General features: G+C 43.5%; 22 protein-coding genes and 2 pseudogenes. 3 read left to right on the forward strand and 21 right to left on the reverse strand.

The genetic code is table 11. The annotated features are described in order from the left end of the window. Positions 1-38: 38 nt before the first annotated feature. The gene (locus DW931_RS09965) at positions 39-1022 is read right to left on the reverse strand and encodes a 3'-5' exonuclease (RefSeq protein ID WP_022359138.1); all 984 of its coding nucleotides are present in this window, start codon (positions 1020-1022) and stop codon (positions 39-41) included. A gap of 413 nt (positions 1023-1435) precedes the next feature. Between DW931_RS09965 and DW931_RS09970 the strand changes: the two genes are divergently transcribed. Continuing rightward, entirely contained in the window at positions 1436-2725 is a 1290-nt protein-coding gene (locus DW931_RS09970) for a RelA/SpoT domain-containing protein (protein WP_107000923.1), read from the forward strand. Between the two features lie 189 nt (positions 2726-2914). Here the strand turns inward: DW931_RS09970 and DW931_RS09975 are convergent, their stop codons facing one another. Then, a complete protein-coding gene (locus DW931_RS09975) occupies positions 2915-4105 on the reverse strand; it encodes an iron-containing alcohol dehydrogenase (RefSeq protein WP_022359140.1) in 1191 nt (396 codons plus the stop codon). A 489-nt stretch (positions 4106-4594) separates the two neighbouring features. Between DW931_RS09975 and DW931_RS09980 the strand changes: the two genes are divergently transcribed. Together DW931_RS09980 and DW931_RS09985 are read left to right on the forward strand one after the other, a co-directional pair. Beyond that, positions 4595-6403: a phosphatidylglycerol lysyltransferase domain-containing protein gene (locus DW931_RS09980; RefSeq protein ID WP_118482280.1), complete on the forward strand. Its 1809-nt coding sequence runs from the start codon at positions 4595-4597 to the stop codon at positions 6401-6403. 68 nt (positions 6404-6471) lie between these two features. Next, the gene (locus DW931_RS09985) at positions 6472-7428 is read left to right on the forward strand and encodes an alpha/beta hydrolase (protein WP_118482279.1); all 957 of its coding nucleotides are present in this window, start codon (positions 6472-6474) and stop codon (positions 7426-7428) included. Positions 7429-7563: 135 nt separating this feature from the next. Here DW931_RS09985 and DW931_RS09990 read toward each other — a convergent pair whose 3' ends face one another. The 19 genes and pseudogenes from DW931_RS09990 to DW931_RS10080 all read right to left on the reverse strand — a co-directional run bounded on the left by DW931_RS09990 (position 7564) and on the right by DW931_RS10080 (position 22226). Further along, on the reverse strand, positions 7564-8391 hold the full coding sequence (locus tag DW931_RS09990; RefSeq protein WP_022359143.1) for a Tim44-like domain-containing protein: 828 nt from the start codon (positions 8389-8391) through the stop codon (positions 7564-7566). Positions 8392-8417: 26 nt separating this feature from the next. Further along, complete coding sequence (locus tag DW931_RS09995) at positions 8418-8903, reverse strand: YbaK/EbsC family protein (protein WP_118293332.1); 486 nt, start codon at positions 8901-8903, stop codon at positions 8418-8420. Between the two features lie 382 nt (positions 8904-9285). Continuing rightward, positions 9286-10926, reverse strand: a complete 1641-nt coding sequence (gene hcp, locus DW931_RS10000) for a hydroxylamine reductase (RefSeq protein ID WP_118482278.1) — start codon at positions 10924-10926, stop codon at positions 9286-9288. Between the two features lie 31 nt (positions 10927-10957). Next, complete coding sequence (locus DW931_RS15940; RefSeq protein WP_182426663.1) at positions 10958-11131, reverse strand: hypothetical protein; 174 nt, start codon at positions 11129-11131, stop codon at positions 10958-10960. 54 nt (positions 11132-11185) lie between these two features. Beyond that, positions 11186-12418, reverse strand: a complete 1233-nt coding sequence (locus tag DW931_RS10005; RefSeq protein WP_118482277.1) for an ATP-binding protein — start codon at positions 12416-12418, stop codon at positions 11186-11188. 151 nt (positions 12419-12569) lie between these two features. Beyond that, the gene (locus tag DW931_RS10010) at positions 12570-12791 is read right to left on the reverse strand and encodes a calreticulin (protein WP_227589456.1); all 222 of its coding nucleotides are present in this window, start codon (positions 12789-12791) and stop codon (positions 12570-12572) included. 120 nt (positions 12792-12911) lie between these two features. After that, positions 12912-13973, reverse strand: a complete 1062-nt coding sequence (locus tag DW931_RS10015) for an FUSC family protein (protein WP_118482276.1) — start codon at positions 13971-13973, stop codon at positions 12912-12914. Positions 13974-14004: 31 nt separating this feature from the next. Continuing rightward, entirely contained in the window at positions 14005-15048 is a 1044-nt protein-coding gene (locus DW931_RS10020; RefSeq protein ID WP_118482275.1) for a HAMP domain-containing sensor histidine kinase, read from the reverse strand. Next, positions 15048-15719: a response regulator transcription factor gene (locus DW931_RS10025; protein WP_107000933.1), complete on the reverse strand. Its 672-nt coding sequence runs from the start codon at positions 15717-15719 to the stop codon at positions 15048-15050. Before DW931_RS10025 ends, DW931_RS10020 begins: the two co-directional genes overlap by 1 nt. 18 nt (positions 15720-15737) lie before the next feature. Beyond that, complete coding sequence (locus DW931_RS10030) at positions 15738-17171, reverse strand: phospholipase D family protein (RefSeq protein WP_118482274.1); 1434 nt, start codon at positions 17169-17171, stop codon at positions 15738-15740. A gap of 116 nt (positions 17172-17287) precedes the next feature. Further along, a pseudogene (locus DW931_RS10035) lies at positions 17288-17560 on the reverse strand (antirestriction protein ArdA); the annotation flags it as partial. A gap of 573 nt (positions 17561-18133) precedes the next feature. Beyond that, the gene (locus tag DW931_RS10045) at positions 18134-18292 is read right to left on the reverse strand and encodes a rubredoxin (RefSeq protein ID WP_107000935.1); all 159 of its coding nucleotides are present in this window, start codon (positions 18290-18292) and stop codon (positions 18134-18136) included. A 90-nt stretch (positions 18293-18382) separates the two neighbouring features. Next, positions 18383-18757, reverse strand: a complete 375-nt coding sequence (locus tag DW931_RS10050) for a desulfoferrodoxin family protein (RefSeq protein ID WP_107000936.1) — start codon at positions 18755-18757, stop codon at positions 18383-18385. A 27-nt stretch (positions 18758-18784) separates the two neighbouring features. After that, positions 18785-19084, reverse strand: a pseudogene (locus DW931_RS10055) (L-lactate dehydrogenase); the annotation flags it as partial. Between the two features lie 16 nt (positions 19085-19100). Then, positions 19101-20282: a rubrerythrin gene (gene rbr / locus DW931_RS16400; protein WP_107000937.1), complete on the reverse strand. Its 1182-nt coding sequence runs from the start codon at positions 20280-20282 to the stop codon at positions 19101-19103. Then, the gene (locus DW931_RS10065; RefSeq protein WP_107000938.1) at positions 20275-20682 is read right to left on the reverse strand and encodes a transcriptional repressor; all 408 of its coding nucleotides are present in this window, start codon (positions 20680-20682) and stop codon (positions 20275-20277) included. The genes rbr and DW931_RS10065 overlap by 8 nt, the downstream gene beginning before the upstream one ends. 126 nt (positions 20683-20808) lie before the next feature. Beyond that, positions 20809-21558: a peroxide stress protein YaaA gene (yaaA, locus tag DW931_RS10070; RefSeq protein WP_107000939.1), complete on the reverse strand. Its 750-nt coding sequence runs from the start codon at positions 21556-21558 to the stop codon at positions 20809-20811. Next, positions 21558-22013: a thioredoxin-dependent thiol peroxidase gene (gene bcp, locus DW931_RS10075; protein ID WP_118482273.1), complete on the reverse strand. Its 456-nt coding sequence runs from the start codon at positions 22011-22013 to the stop codon at positions 21558-21560. The genes yaaA and bcp overlap by 1 nt, the downstream gene beginning before the upstream one ends. 3 nt (positions 22014-22016) lie before the next feature. Next, positions 22017-22226: a DUF6219 family protein gene (locus DW931_RS10080; protein ID WP_118293337.1), complete on the reverse strand. Its 210-nt coding sequence runs from the start codon at positions 22224-22226 to the stop codon at positions 22017-22019. Between the last annotated feature and the right edge of the window lie 223 nt (positions 22227-22449).

Consider the following 22449-nt stretch of genomic DNA (forward strand, 5'->3'; position numbering starts at 1 on the left):
CCTATTTCATACGCTCCATCCGCTCGGCTGCCTTTACCCTACTCGGCTGCTTCTGCCGCCTTTCCAGACTTCTTCGCCTTGTTGCGTTCCGCGCGCTTCTTCTTCGTTTCCTCCTTCTTCTGCTCCACGTAGGCCGCTCCCTCTTCACCGACCAGCTTCGTCGTCTTAACAGCAAAGAACGAGCCGTCCTCCGACTTTTTCATCCGGATCTTTCCCTTCATATAACCGTGCTCCGGGCAGACCGCCAGACAGAAGTAAAATTTCTGGTTTGAGGAAAACCAGCGGATCTTTTTCCGCAAGGTCCGGCGGCATTTGTAACAAACCATCTCCGCCACACGCCGTTCCTCCAAAATCTCTTCCTTCGTCTCATGCTCACGCGACACAAATTTCGCATATTCTGGAAATTCCAGATAGATCTCTTCCTCCTCCGTCAGCGGCGGCTGGTAATAATCCACTGAAACATACTCCATCATGCTGTAAAAGTCCATCTCACTCATGACACGCCCCGTGTAGTACGCATCATCCAGCGCCCGGTGGAACGGGCGGTCTTCCGTGAGGTGCAATTCCTCTACCACGGTATCTAACGACTCCTTTTGCTTGGTGCCGTGGATCAGGGCATAGATTTTCTGCAAATCATAATAGAGAAGCGGCGATGGAAACTGCAGCTCCATCCCGTGATATACCATATTCCGCTGCAATTCGGTCAGATCCATCGAGCCCCACGTACAGAACCGGTAATCATCCCCGCACCATTCTAAAAATTCGGTCATCGCACGCACAAAATCCTCGCCTTCTGTGTCAAGCTGCTCGATCGACATATGCGTCACTTCTGATATCTTATAATGCATCTGCCGGTACACCCGCGGGCGGATCAGACGGCGAAATTCCGAAATGATTTGAAGATTTTTATTTAATTTTACCGCGCCTATCTCAATAATCTCAAATGGAAGCCGGTTCATCGAGCCTTCCTTGCCCGCCGGACTCTGGTTCCATTCCAGATCCAATACTATAAACTGTCCCATAATTCTCGTCTCTTTGTAACGGTTCCGTTTTCTCCGCGTTACCTCTTACTTTTCTTTCTTCACGTTGTCACTGTCCATAACTTTACCACAAATCTGTGTATAAGTCCATATCAGGTTACCGGGCACACATGTGGGGACAGTAATCTTTTTGTTACTATACACGGGTAGGCACTTTTGGAACCGAAAGTGCCGTAAGAAAACGTGGTGGCAGCAGGAATTTGCCGTATTTAAATGCGAAGCCACGGCAAATTCCGTTACTGGACACGTATGCGTGTACAGTAACATATTTTTTACATAGAACCACTGGCAGAGTGCTTCCATCTTTGCTATACTTCATGATAGAAAGAAGAAGCATTTCTTTTATCAGAATGCTTTCTTCTAAGCTTTATTATGCACCTTGGGAGGGGCTGCTTATGGATTTAATACAACAATTTATCGATACATACAAGATGAAATGGACGTTCTACGACGCAGCCGGGCGGCTCGCGGCAGAGAAACTCCAGCTCGCCCTGCAAAATGCCGGTATCCGGGCGATCGTGACCTCTCGCGCCAAGAATCCCGCCAGACTCCGCACAAAAGTGCAGCGGCGCAATTCCAGACGTGAAGAACCATACCAGACACTCGAGGAAATCTACGACGACATTGCCGATCTGTCCGGTGTACGCGTCTCCCTGTATTTCCCCGGTGATCGCGGCAAGGTAGATGCGATCATCTCGGAGCTTTTCAACATCCTGGAATTTAAACAGTTCCCGGAACAGTCGAAACCCCCGACTTACCACAAACGGTTTTCCGGCTATTGGGCGAACCATTACCGCGCGCGGATGCGCGATGAAATTTTGAATGAATCACAGAAAAAATACGGATCGGCGCGCATCGAGATCCAGGTGGCATCCCTGATCATGCACGCCTGGTCCGAGGTTGAGCATGATCTGATTTACAAGCCAATGCAGGGAACTTTATCCGAGGAAGAGCTGTCGATCTTAGATGAGTTAAATGGTCTGGTCCTTGCCGGCGAGATCGCGCTGGAACGCCTACAGGCAGCCGGAAATGAGCGGCTCCGCAGCCGCAATGCCGCGTTTGGAAGCCAGTACGAGCTGGCGTCCTATCTCTATAATTTCCTGAGCAGCCATCTCAAAACCGAGGACATCGAGCTTCGAATGGGAAATATTGCCCTGCTCTACCGGCTTTTGCAGCGTTTACAGCTCACCGGTCTCAAAGATATTACCCCGATTCTGCGGTCTGTCAAATTTGAAAAGGATCGGCGCACCATTTCCCAGCAGATCATCGATCAGATTATCTCCGGCAATGAAAAGCGCTACCAGTGCTATCAGGAGCTGCGGACGGAACCGGAGACCGCCTCACCGGAAACCCTGCAGGCAGTCAACCAGTTTCTCGAGGAGTGGGTGCCATTAGAGCGCCTGCTCAACAAGACTGCACGGCGCACCTCGACGCGTTCCCGCGGTGCCTTCAATATCAATACACTCAAGCGGATGGATCTCTTTGACAAAGAAATGATCAACCAGATTGTCCAGCTCCGCAAGCTGCGGAATGTCCTGATCCACGACATCGAGCTGCCGGACCAGGCACAGATTCTCCGCTGTACGGAGGAAGCGAAAGCACTTCTGGCGCAGCTGACCGGACAGCATGACGCAATGGCAGACGGAGAAAACGGTGAGAAAAACAGCCACGCAGAAAACGCATAGGACACAAACGCGCCAATCACCAAAAATGCAAAACATCAGATAACAAAAAAAACAACGATAAAAGCCATCCAGTTTTTAGCCGGATGGCTTTTTATTTTACATATTTGATTCTTTTCAGAACCGCTTCCAACATCGAAACACGATGTTTTACATTCTAATTTTGCATTCTAAATTCAGAAGCTTCTTAAATTAGAAATCAACCTCTGTATCATAGAAGCAGCAGGTCAGAAGTTTCGCCATCTGCTCCGGATTGATCGAACGCGGGTTGGAACCGGTACATGCATCGCCAACTGCCAGCTCTGCTACGGTTGCCAGTTTGTCATTGAATTCTTTCTCGTCAATGATTCCGCCCTCATAGAGCTTAATGCTCGGAGCGATATTTAACTGCTTGTTCATCTCTTTGATCTCGGCGATCAGAGCGTCAACCAGAGCCTCGTCGCTGTCTCCCTGTAAACCGATGAACTTCGCGATATCTGCATAACGGGAAGCTGCCTCTGGTTCCTTGGAGTTAAATTTAATAACCTTCGGAAGATACATCGCATTTGCTGCACCGTGAACGATATGTCCGCCGGAGTAAGCTGCACCGGTCTTGTGTGCCATGGAATGGACGATACCAAGCAGTGCATTGGAGAATGCCATACCTGCCAGGCATTGTGCGTTGTGCATACGTGCTCTCGCTTCTTTGTCGCCATTGTAAGATTTAACCAGATAGGTATGAATCATCTTGATTGCGTGAAGTGCCAGCGGGTCGGTGTAATCACAATGAAGTGTGGATACATACGCCTCGATCGCATGGGTCATCGCATCCATACCGGTGTTTGCGGTCAGCTTCTGCGGCATGGTCTCAGCCAGCTCCGGATCCACGATCGCTACATCTGGTGTGATATTGAAATCTGCTAACGGATATTTGATACCCTTATGATAATCGGTAATAACGCTGAATGCCGTAACCTCAGTTGCTGTACCAGAAGTAGACGGAATCGCGCAGAATTTTGCTTTTGTACGCAGTGTCGGGAAATTGAACGGAGTGATCAGATCCTCAAACTTGGTATCTGGATACTCGTAGAATGCCCACATCGCTTTCGCTGCATCAATTGGAGAACCACCGCCGATCGCTACGATCCAGTCCGGACCAAATTCCTGCATAAGCTTTGCGCCCTTCATAACGGTCTCAACGCTCGGATCTGGCTCTACTCCCTCAAACAGAGCCACTTCCATGCCAGCTTCTTTCAGATAATCTTCTACTTTCTGAAGGAAACCGAAGCGTTTCATGGAACCACCGCCAACGACAACGACTGCCTTTTTGCCTTTCAGATTTTTCAGTTCCGCTAAAGATCCTTCTCCATGATAGAGATCCCTCGGTAATGTAAATCTAGCCATATTGATACTACCTCCTGTTAATTTTTTAACCACCCTATACCCAGATTATAGCACGCATTCTGGTGGATTTCAACTGTTTTAACTATTCACTTTTGATATATTTGTGTATTTTTCAAAAATTTTACATTTTATTACTTTGATTTCCATAGAAACTGCGTTCCTCGCTTGTCAATCATCCAACAAACTGCTTCTTTTCTCCATTTTGAACCGTTCCTTTTCTGTCTGCATAATACCCCTGTGCCTTTGCCTCTATCACAAAGAATTCCTGCTGCCACCATGTTTTCTTACGGCACCTTCGGTTCCAAAAGTGCCTACCCGTAAACAGTAACGGAATTTCTCCACTCCTATTTCCATGCAAAATCTTATCTTGACATCCCTGTTTTTCCGTACTATAACAAGGGCAAGCATAAGCCGCCTGTGCGCTTATGCCCGTTTCATAGCACCTTACAGATTATATCTGTACAAGACTGACACGGAGGACATTATAATATGAAACAGAACTCACGAATCCAACTGGAAAACACCTTGATCGGCGCACTTGGCGTTCTTTCCCTTGTACTTTTTATTCTCAGCTTCCTGCCAGGGCTGGGACTGGCAAACCGCGTCGGTATCCTTCTGGAAATGGGTCACATGGTACAGCGTGCTTTTTCTGTCGTGCTCTTCATCCTGACCTTCCAGCTTTGGAAACGGAAGCGCGCCGCCTGGAACATTGCTGTTATCCTGCTGTTTTTAAGCTTTTTACGCGGGCTGACAGCACTTTCTTCGCCTTTGTATCTTCCGTTCCACCTGGCAGAAGCCGTATTATTTCTGCTTCTCCTGTGTTTTCGGAAGGACTTCTGCTGCCCGTCTGACCGGCGCAGCCTCGGACGCTCTCTCCTGTTTCTGCTGCTGGCACTGGCAGGCATCATCGTCAATGCCGGTATCAGCTATCATTTTTCGGTAAAACCGCTGGGAGAAACCTCTCTTGACTCGCTGATGGATAGTCTCATTCAGGGAACTGCCATGATTTTCGGCATGGGAAATCCGAGCAATGTTTCACGTGAAACACATGTAGTCGAACTGGTTACATTCTGGTTCAGCTGGGGCTGCATCCTCGCCTCCATTCTGTATGCGGTCCGCCCATGGCTGCTGCATCCAGTCAGCCATGCTTCGGATTTGATGCATGCCCGCACCCTCGTCAACCTGTACAGCCAGAATCCCAGCGCCTACCTGACGCTGGAGGATGACAAACTCCTATATTTCGGTCAGAAGGTAGACGGCGTCATCCCCTACGGAGTCGTCGGCAGCACCATCGTCATCAACGGCGATCCCATCTGCGCGGACAGCGATTTTCCGGTTCTCCTGGCAGAATTTAAAGAATTTTGCCAGCGCAGCGCTCACAACTTGTTTTTTATCAGCGTCACTGACCATTTTCTGGAAGAATATAAAAAGCAGGGCTTTGGATGGGTCAAAAACGGGGAGGAAGCCCGTTTCCACCTTGCGGACTATGAAATCTCTGGCAAGAAAGGCGCCAAGATGCGTATGAACATCAACCACGCCCGGAAAGCCGGGGTCGTCGTCCATGAATACTGCCCGCTGAAACAGCGGGATGCACAGATTGAGGCAGATCTGAACCGCATCACGAACGAATGGCTGCAACAGAAAAAGAGTTCGATGCTGACTTTCGTTATGGGAACTGTCGGGCTGGAAAATCCGATGGACAAGCGTTATTTCTACGCCACCGACGCCGACGGAAAAATCGTGGCATTCATCGTGTTTGTCCCATTTCTCGGCAAAAGAGGCTACATGGCGGACGTCACCCGCCACGGAACCGGCGCACCGAGCGGCGTGATGGAGACGATTCTTTACGACGCATTTCAGGTTTTCAAAGACGAGGGCATTGAGTATGGCAGCCTCGGTGTTGCCCCGCTCGCTGGCTTGGAAAATGACAGCTCTAATCCGGTCGAAAAGCTGCTCTGCTTCGCTTACAACCACCTGAATGACTGTTATGGATTCCGCGATCTCTACCGTGCCAAGGAAAAATACAGCCCGACCGAATGGGTTCCTTCTTATTATATTTACCTGCCGAAGATTCCAACACCAGACATGTTTTATGCCCTTGTGACGATTCAGAATCCGCATCAGATCCGCGAGGCAGCGGAGGATCTGGTAAAAGGATGCGCGCAGCGACTGAGAAACAAGAGGACTTCCCCGACACATCAAAGTAAACCATCTCGCCAGGTAAGTTGGACTGCTTCTTCCAGCACGAAGCAGCCCGACACAAGAAAGCAGACAGATGCAGATAAAAAGGCAGACTAAACTTAGCTTTTATCATGCTGGATGCAGCCTGATAAATTTCATTTTTTTACCAGAAAAGAGGCGCTCTTATGATGAAACATTCCGGTTATCTTACCACCTCCGGCGCAGAAATCTACTATGAACAGTACGGCAGCGGCACACCGCTCCTTATCCTGCATGGAAACAGCCAGTCCCTTGCCGTCTTTTACCCATTTCTGCGCACGTTTCTGCCCGATTTTCAGGTGATTCTGATGGACAGCCGGGGACATGGGCGTTCCCGGCTGTCTGTCCACACAGCGCTCCACGGGTTCTCTACAGAGGATATGGCAGACGACGTTATCGCCCTGCTTAACCACTTACATCTTTCCTCCGTCCACCTGCTGGGATTCAGCGATGGTGCCAATATCGGGCTGGAGATCGCATGCAAATACCCGGAGCGGCTGAAAACGCTCATCTGTATCAGCGCCAACGCCTCACCGGACGGGCTGCTCACGCCGCTGCACCTTGCCGCCCAAATGCTGCACAGCATTTTAAATCTCCTGGGGAATCTCCTGCTGCCTGTTTTAAAATGCAGCTTCTCTTCTGCCTCTGCGTCCTCCGGGTCCTCTGTGGTCTCTGCACTGTCCACCCCGAAAGTTTCCCTGCCATTTCAGAAGAATTTCTCTGTTTCCGCCACATCCGCAGTTTGTGCCGACAAAGAAAGGCAATGCCATTTCGGGTCAATTTTCCCCCGGATTCCGGCAGAACAAAAAAAGAAGCCTGACTTTCTTACCCGGCTGACGCACCGCGTCCTCCGCCGCCGAAATCTGACTTCTCTTTTACTTCACTCGCCCCGTTTAAGTGCCCGGAAATTGCAAACCATCTCCGTTCCTGTGCTGCTGATCGCCGGAACCCGGGATCTCATTAAGCCCTCACACTCCCGCTGGTTAGCAAGGCAGATTCCAACCAGTCGGCTTCTTTTAATGACCGGGGGACGGCATACTTCCATATTCCGGACACCGGCACCTTATCTGCGCGCAATTCTGGCATTTCTGCGCCGCAGCTAAAGTCTCCTCACTCTTCCTGCTGCTCCGCTTTCCTTGCTCCATTCACTTTTAGGTTCTATACTTTTCCTCTTCAAACATCTCTACCGGACAGCATCCGCAGCTACCGTGTTTCGAGCACTCAACTCAAAGCACCTCTCAGCACAACTTCCGCCCATTATCCACTTCTTCCTTCTGGCAGATCTCATCCAGCACCCAGTTTCCATCTTCCAGAACAAACCTCCAATATTCGAAGAAATCTTCCATTTTCCGGGATCCCTTCAAAAGTTCTCCGGTTTCTTCGTGATACACATAGTCGATCATCTTTCCATGGATCAAATACCAGATATAGTCGCGGTCGTCGCCGTCCTCATTCTCCGCTTCCACCAAAATCGCATCCAGAAGCTGGATCCCTTCCATGACAAACACCTCATGGCGCATCCTGCTCCACTCAAATTTCGTCTGAAACTCCTGCTGCATCTTCTGGCTCAGGTAAGGATGCCCTTTTTCCAGATCTCGATCCCGCCAGCATTCCTGAATCCGGTAATATGATTCCCGCACCCGCTCCTGTATCTCACTCCGATCCCAATGATCTTCTCCAATGGAAAATTCTTTCAATTTTTCACGGGCTGCTGCCTGTTTCTTTTTTGCCCGGTGCAGGTATGTAATGGTTCCGGCACTTCCCAGAATCACAAAGGTTCCCGTAAGCAAAAGCGCCTGAAACGCACCCGCCCGTCCGCCTTGTCCCCGGCTGCTGCTTGTATGATGATGGGAAGAACCACCTCCGCCACCTCCGCCGCCGGAAGCACCTCCCGCTCTGGCAAAGGCGGTAAAAGATCCAAGAACCATCATGGCTGCTGTCAGGCAAAGCAGACGGACGAACGTTTTCCGGCACAGGCGACCTTTCTTTCCCAATCTGGAACCCACCCTGATTCCGCCGTTTTCATTTTCTCCCCTGCTTCTCCCCGTTGCTTTCACATCTCTCATATGAATTCTCCTAAAATCTCCCACACCTACTCGTGCTGCTGATCCTCCGGCTCCCTGCAGACATCCACCCAGCCTTTCGCTCCGGACACTTCTTCCAACTCCGGGATCGTGAGACGTACCGCACTGTGGTCGTCTCCCGCTGCCGGATAAACCGTCTCAAAACGCTTCAGGCTCTCATCCAGATACACTTCAATTCCATCCTTGATACCAAACGGGCAGACCCCACCCGGCGCATGACCGGTAACCTCCTCCACCTGCTCAAACGGAATCATCTTTGCTTTCACGTGAAACGTATCTTTATATTTCCGGTTATCCACTTTCGCAGTACCTTCTGTCAAAATCAATACCGGCTGTTCTCCCTGCAAAAAGGACATCGTTTTCGCAATCATCCCCGGCTCCACGCCTAATGCCTCCGCTGCCAGCGCAACCGTCGCTGTGGACTCTTTTAACTCAATAACATGATCCAAAAATCCGGCTTCCTTTAAGTAACTTTCTGCTTTTTCCAGTGACATGATTGTTTTCCTCCCGCATCCTCTATCGATTGATCTGCCGTATCAATTTCTTTTATATTTTAGAACTCATTCATCTTTCCCATCATATCACACTTTCATTTTCCATATCAATATTTCTATAAATAAAAAAGAATGCTCATCATTGGCACGTTAGTGTCTTTTTGTGTAATAGGGAATTCCAAGGAATTTCCTATTACACGAAAAAGGCAGTTCCCTGCATTTGCCAGAGAACCGCCCCCTATTTCACTAACTGCCATTTTCAAGATCGTTCCGACCGCTTTTTGTAAAACCAACACAGATTTTTTGCAAATCTATCTCCAGATTTCAGATCCAAATTCCGACTTTGTTCGATTCCCTCTTATCCAGTTCCGTCCTGTATTTATCACTTCTCCCCGAAAAATAATTCCACATCGCTCTCCACGCTGTCAATTCCCGCGATTCCAAACTTTTCCACCAATACATTTACCACGTTCGGACTTAAAAATGCCGGAAGCGTCGGTCCAAGATGGATATTCTTGATACCGAGTGAGAGAAGCGCCAGAAGAACAATGACCGCCTTCTGCTCATACCAGGCAATGTTGTAAATAATCGGCAGGTCGTTGATGTCATCCAGCCCAAAAATATCCTGCAGCTTCATCGCAATGACCGCCAGGGAATATGAATCATTGCACTGCCCCGCATCCAGGACACGCGGAATTCCTTCAATATCGCCCAGATTCAGCTTATTATAGCGGTATTTCGCACAGCCAGCCGTCAGAATTACCGTGTCCTCCGGCAGCGCCTTTGCAAAATCGGTGTAGTAAGTGCGGCTCTTAGCACGCCCATCACACCCCGCCATGACGACAAACTTTCGGATTTTTCCCGCTTTGACCTCATCCACTACCTTATCTGCCAGCGCCAGCACCTGTGCATGGGCGAAGCCGCCGACAATCTGCCCCTGCTCAATCCCGGTCGGCGGTTCACAGCGCTTCGCATGCTGGATGATCACTGAAAAATCCTTCTTTCCTCCGATTCCACCGTTGATATACGTGCAGCCCGGATATCCCGCCGCACCGGTTGTGTAGAGGCGATCCTTGTAGCTGTCCTTCGGCGGCACGATGCAGTTCGTTGTCATCAGGATCGGTCCGTTGAACGTCTCAAATTCCTCCCTCTGGCACCACCACGCATTGCCGTAATTACCCTTAAAATTCGGATATTTCTTAAATGCCGGATAATACTGCGCCGGAAGCATCTCTGAGTGTGTATATACATCGACGCCGGTTCCCTGCGTTTGCTCCAGAAGCATTTCCATATCGCGCAGATCATGTCCTGAAACAAGAATGCCCGGATTACTTCCGACACCGATATCAACCGTAGTAATCTCCGGATTTCCATAAGTCTCGGTGTTTGCTCGATCCAAAAGCGCCATTCCCCGGACACCATATTCGCCGGTTTCCAGCGTCAGGTGAATCAAATCATCCACACTCAGACCGTCATCCAGCGTCGCCGCAAGCGCCCGCTGTAAAAATGCATCCGCCTCCCGGTCCTCCTGCAGCAGGACGTTCGCATGCCGGGTATAGGCAGACAAACCTTTCAAGCCATACGTAATCAAGCTGCGAAGGGAAATAATATCCTCGTTCTGCCCGATCAGAACGCCCGCTTCCGACGCTTTTTTTATAAATTCAGACGGCTCACCTGTCCAGCCAGCCGCCTCCGGCAGATTGTCCCGACGTTCCAGCTGCTCCCACAGTGCCGTCTTCATTTCCAGCGTCTTTTCAATTCTTTTTTCAATCGCCGCCTTATCAAAATTGGCATTCGTGATCGTCGTAAACAGATTTTCGGTAACCAGATGATTGACCTCATCTGCCACCGCACGTCCCTCCTCGCGAAGCCGTGTCGTCACCGCGCTGATACCCTTCGTCACCCACACAAGCAAATCCTGCATTGCCGCCACATCCGGCTGCTTACCGCAGACACCGACCACCGTACAGCCCTTGCATCCGGCCGTTTCCTGACATTGATAACAAAACATTTTCTGATCCATTGTTCACTCCTCCTATCGCATCTATCGTGTCTTATATAATCTGCATTTCTCGTGATTTATATTCTTGATAGGGATAGATAACGAAGCTGCCTTCCATATTATCAGCGCCATGATTAGCGCCATCAGCGTCAAGAATAGCGTCATCCGTGGTGCTATTTGTCATCTGATTTAAAAGTTCCGGAGGGATTTTTGCAGCCTGATACAATTTTCTGTAATCTCCGTCATTTCAAAAGAGAATGACGGAGATATTTCGCCCTGCTTATTCTTGTAGCAACCAATCGGCTATATCATGGATTTCGATTCCTTCATAACTATATTTTGGATGTTTGGTTCTGGCAATAATCATTTTCGGATAAGCATCTCGGATCTGAAGCAGAGAAGAGCATTCTCTCTCAAATGTTTCCTGCCCGGAAATGTTGTCGCTGACCTGAATATAAATCTTCTCGCTGCCTCTCTGAGCAACAAAGTCGATCTCCTTTTGATAGAGCTTACCGACATAGACATCGTATCCACGGCGAAGAAGTTCGATGCAAACGATGTTTTCATATACTCTGCCGTAATCCATATTTCTGCTTCCCAGTATTGCATATCGAATACCGCTGTCACACAAATAGAACTTTTCAGAGCTTTCAAGGTATTTCTTACCTCGGATGTCATATCTCTTAATATCATAAAATACAAAAGCATTGCACAAATACTTAATGTACTTGCCGACGGTTACATGATTGGTCGGAGTCTCATTTGCTGTCAGCAGCTGACTGACCTTATTAGGAGAAGTCAGGTTGCTGATATTATCCATAAGGAACTCGCTCAGACGCTGTAAAACCAAAGTGTCCGGGAGCGCATATTTCTGCACCAAATCCCTTGTTACAATCGTTTCGTAGACCTCTTTGATATAGTTTGTTCTGTCTTTTTCGGTTCTGTAAGCGTAAGAACCTGCTAAACCGCCCTTGATAGCGTAATCATCAAAGAGCTTATCTTTATCACTAACATCATCATAATACTGGCAATATTCTTGGAAGCTGAAAGGAAACACATGAATTTCAATATAGCGTCCGGTAAACAGAGTTGCCAGATCCGCACTCAACATGAAAGCATTGGAGCCGGTTACATAGATGTCGTATTTTCCCTTAGAGTACAGGCTGTTGATTGCCAACTCAAACTTGGGACACATCTGAACCTCGTCTACAAACAGGTAGTTCGTTTTACCTTCCTGATAATGTTCTTCCACATAGGCGTGTAAGGCATGGTATTCCTTGATTTCCTCATACGCCAAATCCATGAAGTCAATGAAGATAATATTGATGTTTTCAAAATGGCTTTTCAGATACTCAATATACGCCTGCATCAGCTTGGACTTACCGGATCGACGAATGCCCGTGATAATCTTGATGTCAGGAGTACCATTCAGTTCAATGATTCTATTGAGATATTTTGCTCTCGTGATTGTTTTCATATCGTCACCCGCTTTCAAAAATTGAAATTTTTTCATTTCTCGAAACCGCTTCACTGTACTTATTATACTGTCTGCTAATAGTATATGCAAGATGTCGCTTTCAAAAACATAAAATTTTTTATTTTTTGAAAGTGGAAATTATGTAAAGGCACTCCGAAGGCTGCCCCAGGCATCAAGCCTATCCTGTTTACACAGGTTCATTATCATCTTCATCGACGGAGCTATCTGCATCATCGTTCTCAAACTCCGGATCGTACCCATAGTCCTCGTCATCGTCCACATAATCAGCATCCGGATCAGGCTTTGCCGCTTCCTGTTCCTTCTTCTTTTCCTGGACTTTCTTAAATACGAAGAATACCTTTGTGTTAAAATGAAGGAAGATAGGCAGGTATAAAAAAAGATCTGTCACCCTTAGGATTCTTCCCAAAGCCAACAGATCTTAAATTTTCCCTTACATCTTCATACTCTTCGCCAGACTCGTCAGCAAAGCTGCCATTTCCGGATTAACCCTTTTTCTTTCCATCCCACGTTATTCTGCATCTACGGTTACCACGTTTCCTTTTTTTGACATAAGCCAATAAAACACAGCACAAAATATTAATGCAAATACAACGCCAAAAACATTCTGAATCACTCTAAGACCAACTGCTCCTTTTAGTCCATAACTCTCTGTAGCAATGGCCAAAGCACCAAATGTGTTAAATACTGCCTGCCAGCCATATTTTGCAGAAAGTCCTACACCGATTCCACCAAGAATTCCTATATATGCATAGATTGACGAAGGAAGCAGAAAATATAATACTGTAAAACATATAACACCTGCAATATTTCCGACAATTCTTTTACGGACTCTATAGTGCATATCTTCCATAAACGGCAAAATCGCGGACATGGCCGCAATACCAGCCCACATTGCACGTGGCATATTACAAAGTTCTGCAATGTAAAGGACAATCGGTACGCATAAAATCTGACATATCTGCCATTTTGTTCTGGAAGAAGTGATATCAAATTCTTGTATCAGATCTTTCAGATTTCTTTTATAAGTTCTGTTTTTATGATTTCGATAAAATACGAAGCAGGTAAGTGCTGCACCTAAAGCCATTCCGACTAATCGCATCTGATAGCTTTTTCCCGTAACATCATAACCATATAGCAGCAGATACCCAAGAACCAATGTAGATTGATTAAACATGAATGGATTATGGCATCCGAACAGAATCAACACAGCCAGTGCCGCAATATTTAACAGCATTCCAAGTACCGGTGAAAACTGATTTGCTAAATGCGGACATACAGTCATAATTACAAAGAACAAAGCCAAAAGCATCGTAGATTGTCCGGTGTGGATCCCCAGATCCGCATTCCGAAATACCATAAGGCATAATAAAACTACTACACCCACAATACTATTCTCATTTCCAAATAAGATACTGAAAATAGTAACAAATAAAAAACAAAATGCCATTGTAACAGCTATCTTTACCAAATATACCAGCATATGATATGATTTTTCTTTCACTGTTTCACTCTTTTTCAACAAGTTTTTAGAACCTGCCTGATTTAACTGCAATTCCTGATAAAATGTCATGTAATTCCTCCTCTATCTGTTTTTCTTAAACTTATATGGCCTCATCTTTCTGTATTGGAAGCTCTACAACAAATCTGCATCCACCATATTCCCGGTTTTCTGCCTTGATCGTCCCGCCAGCACTATCTACGATCCGTTTCACAAGTGCAAGGCCGAGACCATTTCCTTCTGCTTTGTGAGAACCGTCTGCCTGATAAAATTTATCAAATATTCTGGTTTTCACATCATCTTCTATTCCCGGTCCTTCATCTTCCAGAATAAACATTACAGAATCCTTTTCCTGCTTCAGAAACATCATAATTGTCCCCTTTGCAGGACTGAACTTAATCGCATTATCTAAAAGATTCATCCATATATGCATAAAAAGTCCTTCATTCCCAGTATATTTAACTTCCTCCAGCTCTACCTGGAAACCAATTTCTTTTTCTGTCCATTTTGTCTCCAGGGAAAGAAATGCCTGACGGATCTGTTCATCCAAACGATATTCTGTTTTTTTCATTGGTATGTTCTGATTCTCTAACTTGGATAACAGCAAAATATTACCAACCAATCCAGAAAGTCTTTGGGTGTTAAATAAGATTTTTTCTACATATTCCTCTTGATCCGGAGACAGTTCTTCTCCCTGAAGCAGCATTGTATATCCTTCAATGGCATTGATCGGGGTCTTAAACTCATGAGAAACATTGGAGACAAAATCCATCTGCAGTACTTCTGTTGCACGAAGCTCTTTTGTCATCACATTAAAACTTTGATAAGATTCTCCAACTTCTGCGATACGGCTGTTCGTTTCCAAGTGCTGTTCAAAATCTCCCTGCGAAACTTCCTTCATTGCTTTACTGAGTCTGGTAATTGGTTCCAGTAACTTTGCATTGATAAAGGAAGTGATCAGCCCTGCAATCAATGTATTGAAAATCAAAAGCCAGCCAAGCACAGGTATGCTGCCCGGCAGATTAAAAAAATGATTCAAAAAAGCAAATAATAACGCAGATATGACTGTTGAAAATACAAGTGCCAGCCAGATTGCACCAGTCAGACAGGATCGGATCCGCAATCCTTTTTCTTTCTTTTGTTCCATTATTTTTTCACCACCTTGTATCCAATTCCACGCATTGTTACGATTTCAAAATCCGGGTTATCTTTCAAACGCTCCCTGATTCTTCCTATATGTACCTCTATCGTATGTGGGTCTGCCTCCGTCTCGTATCCCCATACTTCATCCATCAACTGTTGTTTTGTAAATGTTCTGCCTGGCGAAGCTGCAAGCTTATATAAAAGCAGGAATTCTTTTTTAGGCAAAACAAGACTTTCCTTATCAGTTGTAACCGTCATTGCATCATAATCAAACTCTGTTGAACCGATCACAATTTTGTGTTCATTCAATATCTGTGCACGGCGAAGCAGTGCTCCGACTCTTAAAACCATTTCATTCACATTTACCGGTTTTACCATATAATCGTCACTTCCCGAAAGAAATCCCTGGCGCATATCATCAAAGGAACCTTTCGCAGTGATCATAAGTACCGGTATCTGATATCCTGCTGAACGGAGTTTCGACACCAGTTCATAACCATCCATAACCGGCATCATAATATCGGAAATGATCAGATCAATATACTCTTTATCCAATATTTCTAATGCCAGTGCTCCATCCGATGCACTTTTGACCTGATATCCATTCTTCTCAAGCACTTTTTGGAATAGCTGGCTTAATTCTTTATCATCTTCTACAATTAATATTTGAAACACGATCTTCTTCCTCCTTTATCAGAACAGATATCTTGCCCATCCAAGCAAATGCTGTACCAAAAGTACGTTTCTCTGACGCTTCTTTGTCAATTCAATTGGCTCTACATGATACGGATCACGATAGGTTCCATCTTCCAATACCTGTCGGGACACTCTTTCATATTCCATCATGCCTTCTTCCAACTGTTTATTAATCTCTTTGCTACGTATTACAAGCATCAGTTCCGTATCCAGATACGTGCTTCTCATATCCATGTTAAAGGAACCGATTACGGATAGATCATCATCGATCAGGATGCTTTTTCCGTGGTAAGAATAACCGCCTTCATACTCCCAGATATCAATTCCTGTATTTAAAATTCTGTTTCTGTTTCTCGCATAATCAGCAGAACCAAACGGATTTCCATTGTTGGCAACCGAATTGGTCATGATAGAAAAATCCGGAACTCTCTCCGCAATCTCTTTCCATGTATTATACATCATATCATTGCAGATAATATATGGTGTATGAATTTTCACGCGCTCTTTTGCATTTTTCATTAGTTCTCCCAGTTGATACCAGACTACTGGTTCCTTGGGACCTGTGTGGATAGGATTTGACACTAATGCAATCTTTTCTGTCTCAAAAGTTTCGTCCGTGTAATCGGTATCGCAGATTCTTTCCTTATTCTCTTCAAAATATTTCTGATAGCCGTTCTGCAGCTCTAAAACTGCGTTCTTTACAGATTTTCTATTTGCCAGTTTTTTATTGTCATGAAAATAACCACTGTCTTCTTGTTCCCATATCGTTTCAAAATACTCTAACAACTGGTTAACTGAATTTTCTTTCTCAGGTTCATTGCAAACCACTAACACATCTCTGTCATAGTTCTTATGTCCCGGAAAATCACCCAGGAAATAATTGTATGTATTTCTTCCACCAAGAATATATGTCTTACCATCTGCAATCAAATATTTATCATGCATTCTCCCCATCATCTTCCATGGTTTCAACGGATTGGCCTTATTATACAGTTTAATTTCAACATTCTCATGGGAAGATAATCCATAGAAATACGGATTTCCTTCCATATCAATCCAGCTCTCCATTCCATCTACTAACAGACGAACATGCACACCTCTGTCTGCCGCATCATGCAGTGCTCCTAAGATCAATTTTCCACTTTCATCGGATTGAAATGCAAAAGTAGAAAGAATAATTTCCTTTTTTGCATTCTTGATCAAACGCACTCTTTGTAAAAGCGCTTCTGGATTCTTTTCTATGATTACTGCCCGTTCTGTATTTTCACTGCATTCGTTCCATGACCCATTTTTTGTTTCTTTTTTGGTTGTATTGGACACTTCCGGCTGCTTTTTATATGCAACGCAGATTCCGAGCAATTCATAAAAAGCCACACATAAAAAAATTGCCAGTATAACAAGAAGGATTTTACATATTTTATGCTTTTTCATTGTACAGCACCTGATTCCTTTTTATTTCATACTTATACAATACAAAGTCAATCTCAATTTAACCTCAACAAAATTTATTTTTCATAAAAAAATATGACCGGCTTCTTTTTAAAGAAAGCCAGATAATTGAGTTCATCCAGACTTTCGTATTCTCCCAGCATTTCATACAGCCCATCGACATAACAGTCATAATCACTTATGAACCATTCTTCATAAGGATTACCAAAGTCATCTTTTGAACCGATTCCAATTCGTTCAAATACTTTTTTCAGATCTTCTGATGTGGTAGGAAACTTTACCCATTCGCCTACCAACTCCCCTTCGTTATATTTTCCGAGATTCGTGATGTAAGCTTCAAATGGGCAATCGTGGCCATATTCATATGCCATGCTATTTCCTCCTGTTTCATTTTTCAGGTCATCACCCGGTTTTCGGCATCAAAAAAAGCGCCATACTCATCACCATTCCGGCAATGAGCAGACGCTTTATATTTTGTCCGTATTCTTTTGCAAAAGAGAAACAAATGAAATGTAAGTTTGTAGCTCATGTCTCATTTGTCTATGATAATATTAGCACAGGTCAATTCTGAAAAAAAGAGGTAGAATGGTAGCAAAAGGATAGCAATTGGTAACAACATGGGAGTAATACGGAAACATGCTGCACATTCCCCTATCCTCTATCCGCAGACTCTACACATATAACCATAATCTGTTCATCTTGATCTTCTATCTCATCATTATGATGTTCTATAAATTCATCAAGTTTGTGTATAAATTTCAGATGTTGAACTTTCTGTGTAAATAACTTCTTATAATTAATAGATTCCATATACTGCTCTTCATCAGTAAAGTGTTTTACTGTATAATCACGAAGATTTTCCAATATTATGTCAATTCTATCATATTTATTCCATTATAATATTCTGGTTTCATTTCATACATCCATTAGTCCTGCTTTCATTTTTATTCAGCCTTTGAAAACTGGTCTTTGCCTACAAAACATAACGGACATTCAAAATCTTCCGGAATATCCTCCCACTTTGTACCAGGTGCAATACCACCTTCTGGATATCCCTTCTCCTCATCGTATTCCCATCCGCAAACATCACATACATATTTCATTTGTTGTTCCTCCTTGTAAATACATTAATACACAGCCTATATTACGGTTATATTTGTGTTGTTCTTAAATCTTAATATGTATAAATGCTTTTAGCATTTCCATAATCCATGCAGGTTACAATATGCATATACTTCTTCTACCTGTTCACCATCGCAAAGACAAAAATCTGCTATCGGCTCCTGCCCTGGATTTAACTGTTTTCTGTATATTCCCTGATTGGTATTTAATGTAATCCACTCAATGAAATGTTCTTCAAGCATTGGATGTTTTGTCTCTCCGACCACGACATGAACATAATTGCCTTCCACTGTATATACAGGCACGTGCTTCTCAACAGCCGCATCTGTCACACCGGCTTTTAATTCCTGCATAGGTTCTCCGCAACAAATTACAGGAACACCTTTATCCTTTACCTTTTCAACAATGTTTCCACAATGCTTACATATATAATACTTTACTTCCATGCTTTTATCTCCTTCCATGTGTATAATTTATAGTTCAATCGTCTCTATAATCTTTTTCAAAGAATCTGCAGATTTCTTAAGCTTTAATGCTTCCTCACCACTTAAATTAATAGGTATATTAGACTCAATACCATCAACACCTACAATAACTGGCATACTTAACGATACTCCGTCAATATCATATACGCCATGAATTATGTGCGATACCGGAAGTATTGATTTTTCATTTCTCATAATTACTTCACAGATTCTTTTTACAGACATTGCCATTCCATAATATGTAGCGTGCTTTTTATTTATTATTTCATAAGCACTGTTCTTGACTGCTAATAATCTTATCTCCTTAATAATTCTCTTCATGTACTTCAAAATAGCTTTGTGGATGGTTACATACCGGACATACCTCAGGAGCCTTTGTTCCTACCACAATATGTCCGCAGTTACGGCATTCCCATACCTTAACTTCGCTCTTTTCAAATACCTGTGCAGTTTCAATATTCTTAAGAAGTGCACGATATCTTTCCTCATGGTGCTTCTCAATCTCACCTACTGCCCTGAATTTTGCTGCAAGCTCAGGGAATCCTTCTTCCTCAGCTGTTTTAGCAAAGCCGTCATACATATCTGTCCACTCATAATTTTCGCCTTCTGCCGCTGCCGCCAGGTTTTCCTTTGTATCACCAATTCCTGCTAATTCCTTGAACCACATCTTTGCATGTTCTTTCTCATTATCTGCAGTCTTTAAAAACAATGCTGACATCTGCTCGTAACCTTCCTTTTTCGCTACAGAAGCAAAATAGGTATACTTATTTCTTGCCTGTGATTCCCCCGCAAATGCCTCCTGTAAATTCTTCTCTGTCTGTGTTCCTACATATTTGTTTTCTGCCATCTCTTTTACCTCCGTTTTCTTTACTACTTTTTCAAAATCTGATGCCGGGTGCTTGCACAAAGGACATATAAAGTCATCCGGTAATTCCTCGCCTACATATTCATATCCGCAAATTCTGCAACGCCATATTGTCTGACTGTCCTCTGTTTTTCCAACCTCCTGTGGCTTAGGCTTAATGTTATTCTGATAATAATCATATGTTACTGAAGGAACATTGCTTAAAACTTCCATATCGGTTATCTCACCGATAAACATCGTATGTGAACCTAAGTCCTCTGTTTTAGTAACTGTCACAGAAATGTATGCATTTGTACCTTCTGTAATATAATAAATACCATTCGTGCCCCTGGCACACTGCTCAAATGCTTCAAACTTATTGGTATCCCTTCCTGATTGGAAGCCAAAATGTTTGAACAATTCAAATTGTGCCTTCTGACTTAAGACTGATACAGTAAATTTTCCGGTTCTTTGAATCATATCATGCGTATAATTTGCCTTATTTACACAGATACTTAACTGGTTTGGTTCCGAAGCTGCCTGAATGGCTGTATTAATGATGCATCCGTTATCTTTTTCTGCTTCTTTAGCGGTCAATATAAACAGTCCATAACTCAACTTATACATTGCTTTCCTATCCATGCTGTTCCTCCTTTACCTTCTCCCTGCATTTCGGGCAAATGCCTTTAAATGAAATATCGTAATCCACAAATTCAATTCCATGAGTGTTATGAATTCTTTCCAGCAAATCCGGTATTTGATCCATATCCACATCAAAAATTTCACCGCACTTTATACATCTTACATGGTAATGATTTTTCAATGTAAAATCAAATCGGTTCGGTCCATTCGGAACTTCAACCTTTCTTAATGCACCTTCCTCTACCAATATATCAAGATTTCTATATACAGTTCCTTTTCCAATTGATGGATATGCTTCTTTTATAAATTCATACACTTCAATTGCCGTAACGTGTCTTCTCATTTCGTATACGGTATTTCTTACGAGATCTTTTTGAATGGTATTTCTCCTACTTGTCATCCGTCCTCCTTATTAGGATTAGTTCTTAATAAGGATTATATACCACTATTATCCTGTTGTCAATAAAAATAGTAATATTCTCATTATTATAAAAGGTGCTAAACTGAGCATCTTTTACCTGAATAACTATTTTATTTTGCGTTCAAATACATATTCTGAATCTGAAGATAAATCAGACCTAAACGAATATCCGAGTCTGTCAAATTTCTGAATCTCCACCGGATTTTCAATATTATTTTCCGCTATGAATCTGACCATTTCACCACGAGCCATCTTGGCATAAGTACCTTTTGTTACCAATTTATCTCCGGATAACTCACAAAATACAATCGTAATATATCTGTCCTGTGGTGTCAGATACTTTTCTATACATTTCGAGTATTCTTTTGATGCAAGATTAATGATAATCCTGCTGTCATCAATTACTGAATGATATAACCGGTCCCCCCAGTAATCATATAGATTTGTTGTTTCTTCAATCTCAGCTTTTGCCTGCATTTCAAGGCGATAAGGAGTCACACCATCCAGTGGTTTTAAAATGCCATAAAACGCAGACAGGATTCTTAAATGATTTTGCAGATACTCAAACTGCTGGATTTCAAACACAGCTGGTGCCATATATTGAAATGCAATTCCTTCATATGCTAAAACAGCCGGAGTAAGTCTGTTATAAAGATCCATATTTTCCAATCTGTTAACGTTCTGCTCTGCAATCTTGTCATTACATTTCCAGATAGCTTTCAGTTCCTCTTTTGATTTGCTTTTCATCCAGCTTAATATCTCTGCTGTCTTATCAATAAAGGCAGGCAGTTCAACCGGTGCTATGTTATCTGTATCTACAATCATCTTTTTTGCAGGTGACAATATAATCTTCATCAATTTAATTCCTTAAGCATATTTTCAGGATCATCTGCCGCCTTGACTTTATCATTTGCCTTTCTAATGATTCCCTGCTCGTCAATAAGATATGTGGTTCTTACCACACCCATAGAAACCTTGCCATATTTTTTCTTTTCTTTCCAGACATCATATGCTTCGATCACCTTACGCTCCGGATCTGCCAAAAGTGTAAATGCCAATCCATATTTTTCCTCAAATTTCTTGTGAGAGGCTACAGAATCCTTACTGACTCCAAGGATCACCGCACCTTTCTCGGTGAATTGTGGATAACGCTCAGAAAAGCCACATGCCTGCTTCGTACATCCTGGTGTATTATCCTTTGGATAAAAATATAAAATTATTTTTTCACCTAAATAATCACTTAATTTATGCACTTCTCCGTTCTGATCCGGCAATTCAAAATCCGGTGCTTTTGTTCCTATCTCTAACATTTACTATTCCTCCGCTTTTGTATTTTCCACCTGTTTTCTTGTTCTTTTATTACCTGAAATCATTTTATGACCAGAATAGACTGCCATAATCATGCATATCAGAGAGCCAAATGCAAAGTATTTGTGTGCTTCTTTTAACCCTTTATATCCTGTATAAAAAGTTCCAACCATTGTAACTATTGCTCCGATTGACCAATATTTATGTGCTTTCATTTTATACCTCCAAATTGATTAAGCTGTTTCCAAAATAAATATCTCTGGATCATTAACAATATTATACCTTCCATTCATCACTTTCTACAAGTAAGAAAAGAAAAATACTCAATCCATGTAGAGATCGATGTAGCATTCACAGTTTTTAACCGCCTTATTGAAAATGTAATCTGCCATCTTATCAAATAATACAAAAGGATGTATCACGATAATTCTCCCATTA

The organism is Clostridium sp. AM43-3BH, from assembly GCF_003479985.1.
Classification (GTDB): domain Bacteria; phylum Bacillota; class Clostridia; order Lachnospirales; family Lachnospiraceae; genus Otoolea; species Otoolea fessa.

Excerpts from the sequence above, each read along its gene's own strand:
- DW931_RS09965 (WP_022359138.1), bottom strand. The coding sequence starts at position 1,022 with ATGGGACAGTTTATAGTATTGGATCTGGAATGGAACCAGAGTCCGGCG.
- DW931_RS09970 (WP_107000923.1), top strand. The coding sequence starts at position 1,436 with ATGGATTTAATACAACAATTTATCGATACATACAAGATGAAATGGACG.
- DW931_RS09975 (WP_022359140.1), bottom strand. The coding sequence starts at position 4,105 with ATGGCTAGATTTACATTACCGAGGGATCTCTATCATGGAGAAGGATCT.
- DW931_RS09980 (WP_118482280.1), top strand. The coding sequence starts at position 4,595 with ATGAAACAGAACTCACGAATCCAACTGGAAAACACCTTGATCGGCGCA.
- DW931_RS09985 (WP_118482279.1), top strand. The coding sequence starts at position 6,472 with ATGATGAAACATTCCGGTTATCTTACCACCTCCGGCGCAGAAATCTAC.
- DW931_RS09990 (WP_022359143.1), bottom strand. The coding sequence starts at position 8,391 with ATGAGAGATGTGAAAGCAACGGGGAGAAGCAGGGGAGAAAATGAAAAC.
- DW931_RS09995 (WP_118293332.1), bottom strand. The coding sequence starts at position 8,903 with ATGTCACTGGAAAAAGCAGAAAGTTACTTAAAGGAAGCCGGATTTTTG.
- hcp (WP_118482278.1), bottom strand. The coding sequence starts at position 10,926 with ATGGATCAGAAAATGTTTTGTTATCAATGTCAGGAAACGGCCGGATGC.
- DW931_RS10005 (WP_118482277.1), bottom strand. The coding sequence starts at position 12,418 with ATGAAAAAATTTCAATTTTTGAAAGCGGGTGACGATATGAAAACAATC.
- DW931_RS10015 (WP_118482276.1), bottom strand. The coding sequence starts at position 13,973 with ATGACATTTTATCAGGAATTGCAGTTAAATCAGGCAGGTTCTAAAAAC.
- DW931_RS10020 (WP_118482275.1), bottom strand. The coding sequence starts at position 15,048 with ATGGAACAAAAGAAAGAAAAAGGATTGCGGATCCGATCCTGTCTGACT.
- DW931_RS10030 (WP_118482274.1), bottom strand. The coding sequence starts at position 17,171 with ATGAAAAAGCATAAAATATGTAAAATCCTTCTTGTTATACTGGCAATT.
- DW931_RS10045 (WP_107000935.1), bottom strand. The coding sequence starts at position 18,292 with ATGAAATATGTATGTGATGTTTGCGGATGGGAATACGATGAGGAGAAG.
- DW931_RS10050 (WP_107000936.1), bottom strand. The coding sequence starts at position 18,757 with ATGGAAGTAAAGTATTATATATGTAAGCATTGTGGAAACATTGTTGAA.
- rbr (WP_107000937.1), bottom strand. The coding sequence starts at position 20,282 with ATGGATAGGAAAGCAATGTATAAGTTGAGTTATGGACTGTTTATATTG.
- DW931_RS10065 (WP_107000938.1), bottom strand. The coding sequence starts at position 20,682 with ATGACAAGTAGGAGAAATACCATTCAAAAAGATCTCGTAAGAAATACC.
- yaaA (WP_107000939.1), bottom strand. The coding sequence starts at position 21,558 with ATGAAGATTATATTGTCACCTGCAAAAAAGATGATTGTAGATACAGAT.
- bcp (WP_118482273.1), bottom strand. The coding sequence starts at position 22,013 with ATGTTAGAGATAGGAACAAAAGCACCGGATTTTGAATTGCCGGATCAG.
- DW931_RS10080 (WP_118293337.1), bottom strand. The coding sequence starts at position 22,226 with ATGAAAGCACATAAATATTGGTCAATCGGAGCAATAGTTACAATGGTT.